At 64.3% G+C, this 13,916-nt stretch carries 13 protein-coding genes; 5 read left to right on the top strand and 8 right to left on the bottom strand.

From position 1 onward, the window contains the following. The 6 genes from argG to ABIB99_RS29490 all read right to left on the bottom strand — a co-directional run bounded on the left by argG (position 1) and on the right by ABIB99_RS29490 (position 5,940). Complete coding sequence (argG, locus tag ABIB99_RS29515; protein WP_354178859.1) at positions 1 to 1,338, bottom strand: argininosuccinate synthase; 1,338 nt, start codon at positions 1,336 to 1,338, stop codon at positions 1 to 3. Between the two features lie 93 nt (positions 1,339 to 1,431). Then, positions 1,432 to 2,208 carry a phosphatase PAP2 family protein gene (locus ABIB99_RS29510; RefSeq protein ID WP_085402964.1) on the bottom strand — a complete coding sequence of 259 codons (777 nt, stop codon included), beginning with the start codon at positions 2,206 to 2,208 and terminating at the stop codon, positions 1,432 to 1,434. Positions 2,209 to 2,262: 54 nt separating this feature from the next. After that, positions 2,263 to 2,757 (bottom strand): hypothetical protein, encoded by a 495-nt coding sequence (locus ABIB99_RS29505; protein WP_354178856.1) that lies wholly within the window; start codon positions 2,755 to 2,757, stop codon positions 2,263 to 2,265. Positions 2,758 to 2,926: 169 nt separating this feature from the next. After that, positions 2,927 to 4,129, bottom strand: a complete 1,203-nt coding sequence (gene rlmN, locus ABIB99_RS29500; RefSeq protein ID WP_071908693.1) for a dual-specificity RNA methyltransferase RlmN — start codon at positions 4,127 to 4,129, stop codon at positions 2,927 to 2,929. Between the two features lie 218 nt (positions 4,130 to 4,347). Next, a complete protein-coding gene (locus ABIB99_RS29495; RefSeq protein WP_354178854.1) occupies positions 4,348 to 4,995 on the bottom strand; it encodes an invasion associated locus B family protein in 648 nt (215 codons plus the stop codon). A gap of 105 nt (positions 4,996 to 5,100) precedes the next feature. Next, positions 5,101 to 5,940: an SDR family oxidoreductase gene (locus tag ABIB99_RS29490; protein WP_354178852.1), complete on the bottom strand. Its 840-nt coding sequence runs from the start codon at positions 5,938 to 5,940 to the stop codon at positions 5,101 to 5,103. 235 nt (positions 5,941 to 6,175) lie between these two features. Here ABIB99_RS29490 and ABIB99_RS29485 point away from each other — a divergent pair, with 235 nt between their 5' ends. From ABIB99_RS29485 to ABIB99_RS29475, 3 genes are all read left to right on the top strand, one after another. After that, a complete protein-coding gene (locus ABIB99_RS29485; protein WP_014490699.1) occupies positions 6,176 to 7,150 on the top strand; it encodes an NADPH:quinone oxidoreductase family protein in 975 nt (324 codons plus the stop codon). 395 nt (positions 7,151 to 7,545) lie between these two features. After that, entirely contained in the window at positions 7,546 to 8,406 is an 861-nt protein-coding gene (locus tag ABIB99_RS29480; RefSeq protein ID WP_063985984.1) for a hypothetical protein, read from the top strand. An 18-nt stretch (positions 8,407 to 8,424) separates the two neighbouring features. Further along, positions 8,425 to 9,579: a TAXI family TRAP transporter solute-binding subunit gene (locus ABIB99_RS29475; RefSeq protein WP_028152802.1), complete on the top strand. Its 1,155-nt coding sequence runs from the start codon at positions 8,425 to 8,427 to the stop codon at positions 9,577 to 9,579. Between the two features lie 253 nt (positions 9,580 to 9,832). On the opposite strand, the gene ABIB99_RS29470 is transcribed toward ABIB99_RS29475, so the two are convergent. Together ABIB99_RS29470 and ABIB99_RS29465 are read right to left on the bottom strand one after the other, a co-directional pair. Continuing rightward, complete coding sequence (locus ABIB99_RS29470) at positions 9,833 to 10,216, bottom strand: YkvA family protein (RefSeq protein WP_085402974.1); 384 nt, start codon at positions 10,214 to 10,216, stop codon at positions 9,833 to 9,835. A gap of 91 nt (positions 10,217 to 10,307) precedes the next feature. After that, on the bottom strand, positions 10,308 to 10,610 hold the full coding sequence (locus tag ABIB99_RS29465; protein ID WP_028152804.1) for a 4a-hydroxytetrahydrobiopterin dehydratase: 303 nt from the start codon (positions 10,608 to 10,610) through the stop codon (positions 10,308 to 10,310). A gap of 151 nt (positions 10,611 to 10,761) precedes the next feature. Here ABIB99_RS29465 and ABIB99_RS29460 point away from each other — a divergent pair, with 151 nt between their 5' ends. Together ABIB99_RS29460 and ABIB99_RS29455 are read left to right on the top strand one after the other, a co-directional pair. Further along, positions 10,762 to 12,207, top strand: coding sequence for a TAXI family TRAP transporter solute-binding subunit (locus tag ABIB99_RS29460; protein ID WP_085402976.1), 1,446 nt, complete (start codon positions 10,762 to 10,764; stop codon positions 12,205 to 12,207). Positions 12,208 to 12,372: 165 nt separating this feature from the next. Continuing rightward, entirely contained in the window at positions 12,373 to 13,914 is a 1,542-nt protein-coding gene (locus ABIB99_RS29455) for an alkaline phosphatase D family protein (RefSeq protein ID WP_354178847.1), read from the top strand. Positions 13,915 to 13,916: the final 2 nt, after the last annotated feature.

Genomic DNA, 13,916 nt, shown 5'->3' with positions numbered 1-13,916 from the left:
TCAGCCCTTGTCGCTCTCGAGCCGGAAGATCTGCGAGCCTTCGCTGCCCGACAGCAGGCCCGTATCCGTGTAGAGCTTCAGCTTGGTACGGGTGTCGGCGATGTCGAGGTTGCGCATGGTGAGCTGGCCGATGCGGTCGGCCGGCGTGAATGCGGCGTCTTCGACCTTCTCCATGCTGAGCCGTTCCGGCGCATAGGTCAGGTTGGGACTCTCGGTGTTGAGGATCGAATAGTCGTTGCCGCGGCGCAATTCCAGCGTCACCTCGCCGGTGACGGCGCGCGCGACCCAGCGCTGCGCGGTCTCGCGCAGCATCAGGGCCTGCGAATCGAACCACCGCCCCTGATACAGCAGGCGTCCCAAGCGCATGCCGCTGATGCGGTACTGCTCGATGGTGTCCTCGTTGTGGATGCCGGTGACGAGGCGCTCATAGGCGATGTGCAGCAGCGCCATACCGGGCGCCTCGTAGATGCCGCGGCTCTTCGCCTCGATGATGCGGTTCTCGATCTGGTCGCTCATGCCGAGTCCGTGGCGGCCGCCGATCGCATTGGCTTCGAGGAACAATGCGACGGGATCAGAGAAGGTCTGGCCGTTCAGCGCCGTGGGATGGCCTTCCTCGAAACGCACGACGACCTTCTCGGCCTTGACGTTGCAGTCGTCACGCCAGAACGGCACGCCCATGATGGGGTTGACGATCTTGATGCCGCTGTCGAGGCTCTCGAGATCTTTGGCCTCATGCGTGGCGCCGAGCAGGTTGCTGTCGGTCGAGTACGCCTTCTCCGCGCTCATCTTGTAGGCAAAGCCCTGCGCGGTCATGAACGCCGACATTTCGGCGCGGCCGCCGAGCTCGTCGATGAACTGCTGGTCGAGCCAGGGCTTGTAGATGCGCAAGGATGGATTGGTCAGCAGGCCGTAGCGGTAGAAGCGCTCGATGTCGTTGCCCTTGAAGGTCGAGCCGTCGCCCCAGATGTTGACGCCGTCTTCCTTCATCGCCGCGACCAGCATCGTGCCGGTGACGGCGCGCCCGAGCGGCGTGGTGTTGAAATAGGTGATGCCGCCGGTCGAGATGTGGAAGGCGCCCGACTGGATCGCGGCGATGCCCTCGTGGACCAGCTGGGTGCGGCAGTCGACCAGCACCGCCTTCTCGGCACCGAACGCCTCGGCCTTGCGCGGGATCTCGTTGTAGTCGGCTTCATCGGGCTGGCCGAGATTGGCCGTGTAGGCGTAGCAGCGCGCGCCCTTCTGCTTCATCCAGAGCAGCGCCGCGCTGGTATCGAGACCGCCCGAAAAAGCGATGCCGACTTTCTCACCCTTGGGCAGGCTTTTCAGGATCGTGGTCATGGGGCTTCCAATCGGGTCTCAAGGGGCGGATGGCGTTCGTGGGTTGACCGCGCGAATATCAAATTTCGCGCGCCTCGGCACGCATTTAATGGCTCAAATCGACGGCTCGGGGCCTGTCTTGCGGCCGAACAGGCGCTGGCGGAGCCGGTAGGCGGGCATGTTCAGCCGGGTCAGGGCGGCATCGACCGCCTCGTCCGAGAACCGGGTCCGCGGCCAGCGGTAAATCAGCGCGTAGGCGAACCAGATCACGACGAAGGTGACGAGGCCGGCGATCGAGACGTCCGTGAAGAAGTGGCCGCCGAAGGCCATCCGCAGCCCGCTGGTGACCATGCCGAACACAACCGCACCGGCATAGGCGAGCGGCCGCCATGCCGGCGGCGCCAGCGCAGCCGGCGCCAGCGTCCAGAACGCGGTCGCGCCCTCGCCCGAGAAGAACGAGCAGTTGCGCGCGCAATCGCCGCGCGGATCCCACCACGGCACGAATTGCTGGTCGCCGGCAAACTCAGTCACCACCACCGGACGCGGCCGTCCCCAATAGGTCTTGAAGGTGAGATTGGTGAGGATGCCTGCCGACATGATGATGGTGACCAGCAGGAATACGATCGCGCGCCCCGATACCATCAGCGGCCGGTCGGGTCGGATCATCTTGACCACAAGCGCGACCAGCGGCGGCAGCACGAATGCCCAGGCGACCCACATGGCGGCGTCGCGCGCGACGCCCGCCCACTCATTCAGCTTGAGCGGAAACGTCTTCGTCTCGGGGTCGAAGAACAGTGCGGCGAGCTTGAGATCGAGCTCGGGATAGAGGCCGAAAACGACGCCGATCACAAGCCACAGCGCCAGGGCGATGAAGAGTCCAGTCCGGTTCATGGCGCGCGGTTTAGCGGAGTGGGGAGGAGATGAAAACCCCGGAAGCGGCGCGACTCATCGCGCATCCGGCCGCGAATTCGACGGGAGCGGCGGAGGCGGCTTGTGCGGGGGCGGCGGATTGCGCCAGGCGCCGGCGTTGCAGCCGGCAATCAGCCAGTAGACCACGCCTGAGACGATGCCCGCGCCCGTCATGATCTCCAGATGCCGCCGCACGATGCCTTCGAACTGGAGCGTATCGGAATGAAAGGGAATGAGGCCGAGATAGCAGGCTAGGCCAACTACGCCGCCACCCACGGCATAAGCGAGCGCGCTGCGGATATAGAGCGCTTCGGTGATCGCGACGATCACCGCCGCCGGAACCAGCGCAAAGCCGGAGACGAAGATGAAGCCGAAGCCGAGCAGAATGTCGATCGCACCCTGGTCGACCGGACCGGCGCCGAGATCGGCAAACTCCGGAAACAACAGCGCGACGACGACGATCATGCCGCCGACGAAGCAGGCAGCGAGAAAGCCGATGAAGATGACGATGAGGCGGCCGATCAGGGACATGACAGAAATGCCAATTCCGCCGTCATTGCGAGGAGCCACCCGGTCCCGCCTTCGGCGGGCCGGATGACAGGCTCCACGACGAAGCAATCCAGACTGTCTCAACGGAAAGATTCTGGATTGCTTCGCTGCGCTCGCAATGACGAGGATGCGAGAGCGAAGGCATGAACTATCAATCCGTCATCGCCATGGCGCGCAGCGCCTGACGTTCGCGGGCCGAGAGCTTCTCGGTCTCCGACTTGAGCTGGCCGCAGGCGGCGAGGATGTCGCGGCCGCGCGGGGTGCGCACCGGCGAAGAATAGCCGGCATTAAAAATGTATTCGGAGAATTTCTCGATCTGGTCCCAGTCCGAGCATTCATAGGCCGTGCCGGGCCAGGGATTGAACGGGATCAGGTTGATCTTGGCGTGAATGCCCTTGAGCAGCTTCACCAGCAGCTTCGCATCGTCGAGCGAATCGTTGACGCCCTTGAGCATCACATATTCGAAGGTGATGCGGCGCGCGTTGGAGGCGCCGGGATAGTCGCGGCAGGCCTGCAGCAGCTCCTTGATCGGATATTTGCGGTTGAGCGGCACCAGCTCGTTGCGCAGCTCGTCGCGCACCGCATGCAGCGAGATCGCGAGCATCACGCCGATCTCGTCGCCCGCGCGCACGATGTTCGGCACCACGCCCGAGGTCGACAGCGTGATGCGGCGACGGGAGATGCCGATGCCTTCATTGTCGCCGACGATGAGCAGCGCGTCGCGCACCGCGTCGAAATTGTAGAGCGGCTCGCCCATGCCCATCATCACGATGTTGGTGACGCGACGCGTGCCGTCCTCGCGATCGGCCCAGTCATTGAGGCGGTCGCGCGCGACCATCACCTGTCCGACGATCTCGCCGGCGGTAAGATTGCGCACCAGCCGTTGCGTGCCGGTGTGACAGAAGGAGCAGTTCAGCGTGCAGCCGACCTGGGAGGAGACGCAAAGCGTGCCGCGATCGGTCTCGGGGATGTAGACGCACTCGACTTCATGGGCACGCTCGACATTGTCGCCGCTCGGCAGCCGCAGCAGCCATTTGCGGGTGCCGTCGTTGGAGATCTGCTCGGCCACGACTTCGGGACGATCGACCGTAAAATGCTGCGCGAGCTCGGCGCGAATGCCCTTCGAGATCGACGTCATATCGTCGAAGCTTTGGGCGCCGCGGAAATAGAGCCAGTGCCACAGCTGCTGGACGCGCATCTTGCGCTGCGCGGGCGCGACGCCGATCTCGCCGAGGCGGTCGGCAAGCTCGCTGCGCGACAGGCCGATCAGCGAGGGCCTGGCCGGCGGCACATAGGTTTCGAGCGGAGTCTTCTCCACCAGGATTGCGTTGTGCGGCTCGGTCGTCGGTTGCATTGGTTGCCTGATATCTCTCGTCGTGCCCGGGCTTGTCCCGGGCATCCGCGTTCTGTTCCACCCGTTGCTAGCGCGTGGATGGCCGGGACATCTGGTGCGAAGACGCGCTTCGCGCTTTAGCCCGGCCATGACGGCTACACCTTTGGGATACCCTTATATAGCAACCGGAACCGCCGATTGCGACCGTGAAGCCGCCCTCAGGCTTAACGCCGGCAGTCCTACCGCCTGCAATCCTGGGCGATCCGGTCGAGCGCCTGGGCGAGGCCCTTCAGCGAAAACGTATCGGTTGTCTCCGTTCCCTTGGCCGAGACGCCCTTGACCACGAGATCGGCGGATTTGCGCATGGCCTCGACCATCCGCTCTTCCTCGGCCGCGTTCTTGATCCAGAGGCCGTCGCCCTGCGTGTACATCGCGAAAGCGGCGCCCCCGACCTCGACCGAGGATTCCGAGCCCGGCTTCAGCGCATAGCCGATCATGACCGAGACTTCGTTGTTCACCTTTTCCGCCGGCCGGGTCGAAACGAAGGCATAGGCGGGATCGCGCGGGCGGTTCGGCGGGTTGGTCTTCGACGACGACGGCTTGGCCAGCGCGAAGCAGACCTTCTTGCCGTTGGGTGTGGCCGAATAGGCGCCCCAGGTGCCGAACTGGCCGATCAGGGTCGGCTCCGCGCCGCCCGCAACCGCCGTGGCTGGAGCCACCGGCTTGCTCTCGGGCTTTGCTGCGGTCTTTGGAGCTGTATTGGCCGCCGGTGCAGCCGCCTTTGGCGCGGCTTTGGGCGCCGGTTGCGTCGTCTGCGCCCACGCGGAATCGGTGATTCCCACGGCCATAACGCCCGTCATCAAGGCTAAAATCAGCACCCGCCACATGCTGGAGTGGTTCCCTCAATATTGTGACTGGAAGATGGCCCGGCCGCGCTTTGTCCCCCGGCAGGGATAACCGGGAAAGTCCAATTTGGGAAGGCAGTTAGCGGCTCAGCCTTTGGATCGCGCAGCCCGCTGCTCGGCCCATTGCGCGTCGGTCCAGCGCAACAAATCCTCGGCGCCGGAACTGCGCAAATGCGCGCCGCCGTCGATCACGACCATCTCGCCATTGATATAGCCGGCACGGTCCGAGACCAGGAAGCTGGCGAGGTCGGCGAGCTCACTGTGTTCGCCGGTACGCCCCATCGGGTTCCGGGCGGTCCAGCCTTCGTCGCGGCCCTCGGGACGGAGCTGCCCCGAGGCGCCTGCGGTCGGGAACGGGCCCGGGGCGATCGCGACGGTGCGGATGCCCTTCGGGCCCCACTCGACCGCGAGACTCCTGGTCATCGCCAGCACCGCCGACTTCGCCATCGCCGAGGGAACCGTGAAGGCGCGGCCGGTGATGGTCGAGGTCGAGAGGATCGAGAGCACGACACCGTTGTGCTTGCCGTCGATCCAGCGCTTGCCGGCGGCGAGCGTGCAATACATCGCGCCATGCAGCGTCGGCGCGAGGATCGCGTCCGCGGCGCGAAACGACAGATGCTCGCTCTGCGCGATGAAGGTTGCGGCAGCGTTGTTGACGAGAATATCGAGTGGCGCCTCGCGCCAGATCGCGTCCATCATGCTCTCGACGGCGCCACCGTCACGGACATCGCAGGCGATCGTGGTGACCTTGCCGCCGGTCTGCGCGCGCATCTCGCTCGCCGTCGCTTCCAGCCGGTCGAGCTTGCGGCCGCAGATCACGAGCTCGGCGCCAAGCGCGAGAAAGCGACGTCCCATCGCGGCGCCAAGGCCGGAGCCGCCGCCGGTGACGAGGATGCGCTTATCCCTGAGCAGACCCGTTTCAAACATCGTTTGAATCCTTCTTTTTCTTCTTACTTCGTCATTGCGAGCGCAGCGAAGCAATCCAGACTATTTCCGCAGGACGGATTCTGGATTGCGTCGCTGCGCTCGCAATGACGCGAGGATAGGCCTTCACGCTGCGCTAGACAAAGAAACCGGATTGTCGGACCGCACTAAATCCGGCAGAAACGGACCAACTATAATTCCGCCTCGAAACGCCCAGTATTCTCAAGAAGGTGCCGCCATGAAAGCCATCCTCTGCTCGCAATATTGCCAGCCCGATGATCTCGTGCTTGCCGACGTGCCGGATCCGGTGGCAGGTCCCGGCGAAGCGGTGATCGCGATCAAGGCGGCGGCGCTGAACTTCTTCGACATCCTGATGATTCAGGGCAAGTACCAGATCAAGCCGCCGTTCCCGTTCTCGCCCGCCGCCGAAGTCGCCGGCGTGATCGAGAGCATCGGTCCCGGCGTGACTGATCTGAAGGTCGGCGATCGCGTCGTTGCGTCCTGCGGCCACAACGGCGCGCGCGAAAAGATCGCGCTGCCGGCGGCATCGATCGTGAAGATTCCCGACAATCTCGACTATGACCGCGCGGCCGGCATCATCATCATCTACGGCACCGCGCTGCATGCGCTGGAAGACCGCGCGAGCCCGAAGCCGGGCGAGACGCTCGCGGTGCTGGGAGCAGCCGGCGGCACCGGCTTGGCTGCCTGCGAGCTCGGCAAGCTGATGGGCCTGAAGGTGATCGCCTGTGCCTCGTCGGACGAGAAGCTCGAATTCGCGAAAGCGCATGGCGCCGAGCTGACGCTCAACTACGGCAAGGAAGATTTGAAAGAGGGCCTGCGCAAGCTCACCGGCGGCAAGGGCGTCGACATCATCTTCGATCCGGTTGGTGGCGCCTATGCCGAGCAGGCACTGCGCTCGATCGCCTGGGAAGGCCGCTTCCTGGTGATCGGTTTTGCCGCCGGCGACATTCCGAAGATGCCGCTGAACCTCGCGCTACTGAAGGGCTGCGACATCCGCGGCGTGTTCTGGGGTGCATGGACCCGGCTCAACCCGGCCAAGAACCGCGCCAATCTCGAGAAGCTCGTGAAGTGGACCGCGGAAGGAAAGATTTCCTCGCATGTCGACCGCACCTTCCCGCTGGCACAAACCGCCGACGCACTGAAGGTTCTGGCGGGACGCCAGGCCATGGGCAAGGTGATCCTGCATCCGTGATGGTGTGAGCCGCAGCGCTTGCCTGCCACACGCACTCGCCACATATGCGACCGTCGTCGCCCGCCTTCTGCGCAATTGCGTAGTGAGGCGGGCGGTCCAGATTTCAGAGACGCCAGAGATTTCAGCCGAGACGCCGCGGCCCACTGGATGCCCCGGGGTCAAAGTCAGCGGAGTCTAGGAAAACCTTCCTCAACCATCACCGCCAAAATCGTGGTGCATTCCTCCGCTCCGCCTCAATCAAACCCAAATATTTCCTAATTCGCGCAAACCGTCGTCGTTTTTTGGGCTGATTCCAACTGCGTTTTACCGGTTCCATTTGCGGGACACTTTGGACAAAAGCAAGAAGACTTAAGCCGAATTGCCCCTGCGTTGCGTTGGTAATGGGGAGCATGACCATGGAGACGACGGCACATCGCCCGTCGAAGGAGTCGAAGGCGTTCGACTCCGATCGAGCCACATCACATCCGCCGACCGCGTCCTTTATCCGTGCGCGCGCCGCGCGGGCCGATCTTTCGCAGGACGATCCAATTCCACTCTTCCTGTCCGATCCGCTCGGTGCGCCGGACCCAGGCGAATATGCGCCCATTGAGGTGCGCTCCAGAATTGTCCCGCGCGTTCTCGCGGCCGTTCTGACGGCATCCACCCTGGCAATTCTGGTCACACTGTATCAGTCCGACTTTCGCGGCCTCTTCCCCGCCAATGCCGTTAGCTGGATGGGCATCGCGCCGGAGCAAGCCATGGCGTCGGCCAACACGCCGGCCATGACGCAGAGCTCGCTGAAGGATTCGGACCGCGCGACCAACACGACGCTGGCGAGCGCCGACACGCAGGTTCCCCCTGCACCGTCAACGCCGAGCCGCGAAGCGATCGCGACCGCCTATCAGACGGCGCTGCAAGCCCAGGCACCCATACCTGCGCCCGCACCCGTCGCGGCGCCGCCGGCGCCCACTCCGCCCGCCAAGACGCTAGCCAAGACGCTCGATGCCGACACGCTGGCCGGGCTGATGACACGCGCGAAGAGCCTGTTGAGGATCGGCGATATTGTTGCAGCCCGCCTGCTGCTCGAGCGCGCGGCCAATGCACAGGATGCAACGGCCGCGTTTCTGCTGGCGCAAACCTATGACCCGGCCGTGCTGGGCACCAGCGACGCGCGGAGCATCGCCGGCGACGCGACCGTCGCGCGTGACTGGTACCAGAAGGCCGCGGCACTCGGATCGGCGGAGGCGCGGCAGCGCCTCGCTCAGCTTCAGAACTAGAACTTTTCAGAGGGTATCATGCGTAACGCTTTGGGAATGGCGGTTGCCGCCATCATGACGATTTGCGCCTTCGCGGCACGCGCCGAGCAGACCGAGTACGATCCGGCCAAGGTCTCGGACGGCCTGAAGGCCATCTTCCAGTTCGGCTCGACCTCGACCAAGCAGTCGCTGAACGCCAATACGGTCACGCTGATCACCGGCACGATCGGCGGCACCTACGTGCAGTTCGGCGCCGACCTCGCCTCCGTGCTCGACGACGGCAACAAGATCCGCGTGCTACCGATCGTCGGCCGCGGCTCGGTGCAGAGCGTCGCCGACATTCTGTTCCTGCAAGGCGTCGATCTCGGCATCGTGCGGGCGGACACGCTCGACTATCTCGAGCGCAAGGGCTTTGCCAAGGACATCAAGAAGCAGTTCACCTATGTGACCAAGCTCTACAATGAAGAGATGCAGGTGATCGCGCCGAAATCGGTCGCGACGCTGAAGGATCTCGAGGGCAAGAAGGTCAGCGTCGATCTGCCCAATGGCGGGACCTTCGTCACCGCGCTGACGGTGTTCGAACGGCTCGGGATCAAGGCGAACTTCGTCTATGTCGAGCAGCGCATCGCGATGGAGAAGCTGAAAGCCGGCGAGATCGACGCCGTCATCGTGGTCGGCGGCAAGCCGTACAAGTCAGTGTCGACCTTCAGCAATGACGGCCGCTTCCACCTCGCGGGGGTCGACTATGCAAAGCCGCTCCAGAGCGACTATCTGCCGGCGACGCTGACCGCCAAAGACTATCCGAACCTGATCAAGGAAGGCGAGAACGTGGACACCATCGCGGTGCCGGCGGTGCTCGCGGCCTACAACTGGGCGCCCAACACCGACCGTTACCGTAAGCTTGCGCTGTTCGTGGATGCGTTCTTCACGAAATTCCCGACCCTGCAGAACCCGCCTTTCCATCCCAAGTGGAAGGAAGTCTCGCTCCCGGCACCTCTGACGGGCTGGAACAGATTGCCGGTGGCGCAGCAATGGCTCGACAAGCACGGCGTCGAACCGGTGACCCGGGAGCGCTTCGAGGCGTTCCTCAAGCAGAACCCCGCGGCCCAGAAGGTGTCCGACGCAGACAGGGAAGCGCTGTTCAAGCAATTCCAGGCGTGGGACGCGGGGAACGCGCGGGCGGAGAAGAAGTAACGAGCGGCATTGCGGCCGATGGTGTCGCAAGCGGCACCCACACACTCGCTGTCATCGCCCGGCTTGACCGGGCGATCCAGTACTCCGTGACGTCAGTGATTGAATCGAGAGGCCGCGGCCTACCGGATTCCCCGCCTGCCACCTACGCTAAAGCTTCGGCTGCCCTGGACCGCAACCCCGGCGAAGCCTTGGCGTGGCCGGGTCGCGGGGAATGACAGCGGTGGGCGTGGCTACGGCGTGTAGCCAACAACGCCTACTGCGCCGCCTCCGCACCATCCACCCCACGCTTCAGCACGGCGCGGGCGGCTTCGCGGTGCTCCGTCGTGATGTGGCTGGCGACCATGCGGATGGCGGTGGCGAGCACGGCGGCGTCATCGGTGAAGCCGAGGATCGGCATCACGTCGGGGACGAAATCGAACGGCAGGATGAAATAGGCGATCGCTCCGAGCAGCGACGCCTGGACATGGCGCGGCGTCTGCCGGTCGAACGCACAGTAATAGGCCGCGAGCAGGTCTTCCGCGAACGGCAATTGCGCGGCGACACGCTTCAGCTTGCGCCAGAAACGGCGGCGCACGCTCTCATGATCCTCCGCGAGCCGATCGGCCGGCTCGAAGCCGACGCTGTGTTCGGCAGCCATGTTCGACAAACTCCCCATTCAGCCAGGGGCGGCAGATGGCCGCATCTCCTGCTGATCACAACATGGGGATGCAGCCGATCCTCGCAAGGTGTCAGGTAGCTGTCAGCTTGGCGATCGTGTTCATCGTCCTGGCCAGCTCGATGTCGAGCTTGGTGACGCCGCCGGCGTCATGGGTCGACAGCACCACCTCCACCGTCTTGTAGACGTTGCGCCATTCGGGGTGGTGATCCATTTTCTCGGCAACCAGCGCCGCGCGGGTCATGAACCCGAACGCCTCGTTGAAATCCTTGAAGACAAAGGTCTTCCCGATGGCGTCGCGGCCCTGAACCTCGGTCCAGCCCGGTATGGCGCCCAGTGCCTGCTTGCGTGCTTCCGGCGTCAGCCGCTCTGCCATGATCGCCTCCATTTTCAGGGGAACTTTACCCTAACACCGTGCGTATGGCCCTGGTTCAGACCGGATTTCGTCCATCCGCTAACCATGACGGAGATGTAACCCCGCGGGACAAGAAATTTGCTATGATTGCAGGTGTAAATCGCCGGCCAAGATGAAACTGAGCCTCAAGCGCCTGTTTGGGAGATCGATGACCGGGGGATTGGACCTGGCCGAAGCGCCCACCCCGCCTTCGCCGCGATCAGCGGCGCGGAAGACGGCGCTTGTGTCTCTGGCGCTGGTGCTTGCGATCATCGGCGCGCTCGTCGGCGGATACTATTTCGCGATGCGGCCGGTGACGTTGAAGATCGCGGTCGGTCCGGCCAATAGCGACGACCTCAAGGTGGTGCAGGCGCTGACGCAGGCTTTCGCGCAGCACAAGAGCTTTGTGCGGCTACGCCCGATCCAGACCGACGGTGCCACCGCCAGCGCCGATGCGCTCGCGGAAAACAAGGTCGATCTCGCCATCGTGCGCGGCGACGTCGACGTGCCGAAGAACGCGCAAGCCGTTGCGACCCTGCGCAAGAACGTCGTGGTGCTGTGGTCCGTGCCCGGCAAGGGCAAGAAGAAGGGCGCGAAGATCACCAAGATCGCGCAGCTCGCCGGCCATCGTGTCGGGGTGATCGGTCGAACCCAGGCCAACGTCAATTTGCTCAAGGTGATCCTCCAGCAATACGGGGTCGATCCCGCCAAGGTCGAGGTCATACAGTTCCCGGCCAATGAAGCCGCCGAGGCGATCAAGGCCCAGAAGGCCGATGCCTATCTCGCAGCCGGCCCCGTCAACAGCAAGATCACCTCGGATGCGATCGCGGCTTCCGCCAAGGACAGCGGCACGCCGACGTTCCTCGCGATCGATTCCGCGGACGCGATCGCGCAAAACCATCCCGTCTACGAAGCATCGGAGATTCCCGCCGGCACCTATGGCGGCTCGCCCGATCGCCCCGATGACGAGGTCAAGACCATCAGCTTCTCGCACCACATCGTGGCGCGCAAAGGTGTGTCCGATACCACCATCGCAGCGTTCACGCGCCAGCTCTTCGCCGTGCGCCAGCAACTGGTGGCGGAATTCCCGATGGCGGCGAAGATCGAGACGCCCGACACCGACAAGGATGCGGTGATCCCCGTGCATCCGGGCGCCGCCGCCTTCGTCGACGGCGAGGAAAAGACCTTCCTCGACAAGTACAGCGATTACATCTGGTGGACCCTGATGGCGCTCTCGGCGATGGGCTCGATCGGCGCCTGGTTCGCGGGCTACCTCAAGAAGGACGAGCGCGACAACAACAGCCATTTGCGCGACCGCCTGTTCGACCTGATCGCGGCGGCGCGCAAGAGCGAGACGACCGACGAGCTCGACCAGATGCAAACCGAGGCTGACGAAATCCTGCGCGACACGCTGCGCTGCTTCGATCACGGCGCGATCGAAGAGGGCGGGCTCACCGCCATCAACATCGTGCTCGACCAGTTCCACGCCGCCGTCGCCGACCGCAAGGCCGTGCTGTTTGCCATGCCGCAAAGCCTGCAGCGCGCGGGCGCGCAATTCAGGGCCGCCGGCAACGCGTAAACGCCTGCCGCGTTATTGCTGCGTCATACTGTCTCAGTATAGCTTTCGCCGTCATTCCGGAGCGCCTGCAGCGCGAGTCCGGAATCTCGAGATTCCGGGTCCGGTCGTTCGGACCGTCCCGGAATGACGACGCGAGATGCGCACGAGACAAAAAGCGAAGCCGCCATGAACATCAAATTCTCCCGCCGCCGCTTCCTCACCACCGGCGCCGGCGCACTCGGCGTGATCGCGATGCCCCATCTCTCGCGCGCGGCCGACCGGCCGGCAGTTACGCATGGCGTGCAGTCCGGCGACGTCACGGTCGACGGTGGCGTGGTCTGGGCGCGCACTGACCGGCCATCGCAGATGCTGGTCGAGGTGGCCACGACCGAGTCCTTCAAGGACGCCCGCGCGCTGCCGCCGATCGCGGCGCTGCCGGAGAGCGACTTCACCGCGAAGATGCTGATCGAGAACCTGCCGGGCGGACAGGACATCTTCTATCGCGTCCGCTTTCGCGATCTCTCGCATACCGCGATCGAGGGCGAACCAGTGGTCGGCCGCTTCCGCACCGCTCCGGCCGACCGTCGCGACGTCAGCTTCGTCTGGGGCGGCGACGTCGCAGGGCAGGGCTGGGGCATCAATCCCGATGATGGCGGCATGTTCACCTTCTCCGCGATGCGCAAGCATCGCCCGGATTTCTTCCTGCATTCCGGCGACACGATCTATGCCGACGGTCCGATCGAATCCGAGGTGAAGCTCGCCGACGGCAAGACCTGGAGGAACGTCACCATCCCCGAGAAGGCCAAGGTCGCCGAGACGCTGGACGAGTACCGCGCCGCGCACAAATACAATCTCACCGACGACAACGTCCGCGCCTTCAATGCCGAAGTGCCGATCTTCGTGCAGTGGGACGACCATGAAGTGACCAACAACTGGTCGCTGTCGAAGGAGTTGCCGGCGTCCTACAAGGTGCGCGACATCTCCCTGCTGGCAGCCCGCGCCGGCCGCGCCTTTCACGAGATGTATCCGATGCGGGAGAGCATCGTTGAGCCGGGCCGCGTCTATCGCCAGATCTCCTACGGCCCGCATCTCGACGTGTTCATGCTCGACGAGCGCAGCTATCGCGGCCCGAACGGCGCCAATCTCGAAACCGCTTACGGGCCCGCCAGCTACTTCCTCGGCCCGGACCAGATCGCCTGGCTCAAGCGCGGCCTCCTCAACTCGCGCGCCACATGGAAAGTCATCGCCTCCGACATGCCGCTCAGCCTCGTCGTCTCGGACACGCCGAAGGGCGGATCGGAAGCCATTGCGCAGGGCGACGGCCCGGTACGCGGCCGCGAGTTCGAGATCGCCGACATCCTGCGCTTCATCAAGATGGCGCCGATCAACAACACGGTCTGGCTGACCGCGGACGTGCACTACGCCGCCGCGCATTATTACGATCCGAACAAGGCGCAATTCCAGGAGTTCGAGCCGTTCTGGGAATTCGTCTCGGGCCCGCTGCATGCGGGCACCTTTGGTCCAAATGAGCTCGACAACACCTTTGGGCCCGAGGTGCGTTTCGTCAAAGCGCCGGGCAAGGACAACCAGAACCTGCCGCCGTCCGCAGGCATGCAGTTCTTCGGTCACGTCAAGATCGACGGCGCATCCGGCCAGATGACGGTGACCTTGCGCGACCGCGCCGACGTCGCGCTGTGGTCGACCACGCTCGATCCGAAATCTGCCTGAAG

The sequence above is a fragment of the Bradyrhizobium sp. LA6.1 genome (assembly GCF_040547805.1).
Taxonomy (GTDB): Bacteria; Pseudomonadota; Alphaproteobacteria; order Rhizobiales; family Xanthobacteraceae; genus Bradyrhizobium; species Bradyrhizobium barranii.
The sequence above is the reverse complement of the archived record's forward strand: the minus strand, read 5'-3'. Positions and strand labels throughout refer to the sequence as shown.

Coding starts and splice junctions, on each gene's coding strand:
- ABIB99_RS29460 (WP_085402976.1), top strand. CDS start 10,762: ATGAAACTGAGCCTCAAGCGCCTGTTTGGGAGATCGATGACCGGGGGA.
- argG (WP_354178859.1), bottom strand. CDS start 1,338: ATGACCACGATCCTGAAAAGCCTGCCCAAGGGTGAGAAAGTCGGCATC.
- ABIB99_RS29490 (WP_354178852.1), bottom strand. CDS start 5,940: ATGTTTGAAACGGGTCTGCTCAGGGATAAGCGCATCCTCGTCACCGGC.
- ABIB99_RS29480 (WP_063985984.1), top strand. CDS start 7,546: ATGGAGACGACGGCACATCGCCCGTCGAAGGAGTCGAAGGCGTTCGAC.
- rlmN (WP_071908693.1), bottom strand. CDS start 4,129: ATGCAACCGACGACCGAGCCGCACAACGCAATCCTGGTGGAGAAGACT.
- ABIB99_RS29505 (WP_354178856.1), bottom strand. CDS start 2,757: ATGTCCCTGATCGGCCGCCTCATCGTCATCTTCATCGGCTTTCTCGCT.
- ABIB99_RS29455 (WP_354178847.1), top strand. CDS start 12,373: ATGAACATCAAATTCTCCCGCCGCCGCTTCCTCACCACCGGCGCCGGC.
- ABIB99_RS29510 (WP_085402964.1), bottom strand. CDS start 2,208: ATGAACCGGACTGGACTCTTCATCGCCCTGGCGCTGTGGCTTGTGATC.
- ABIB99_RS29475 (WP_028152802.1), top strand. CDS start 8,425: ATGCGTAACGCTTTGGGAATGGCGGTTGCCGCCATCATGACGATTTGC.
- ABIB99_RS29495 (WP_354178854.1), bottom strand. CDS start 4,995: ATGTGGCGGGTGCTGATTTTAGCCTTGATGACGGGCGTTATGGCCGTG.
- ABIB99_RS29470 (WP_085402974.1), bottom strand. CDS start 10,216: ATGGCTGCCGAACACAGCGTCGGCTTCGAGCCGGCCGATCGGCTCGCG.
- ABIB99_RS29485 (WP_014490699.1), top strand. CDS start 6,176: ATGAAAGCCATCCTCTGCTCGCAATATTGCCAGCCCGATGATCTCGTG.
- ABIB99_RS29465 (WP_028152804.1), bottom strand. CDS start 10,610: ATGGCAGAGCGGCTGACGCCGGAAGCACGCAAGCAGGCACTGGGCGCC.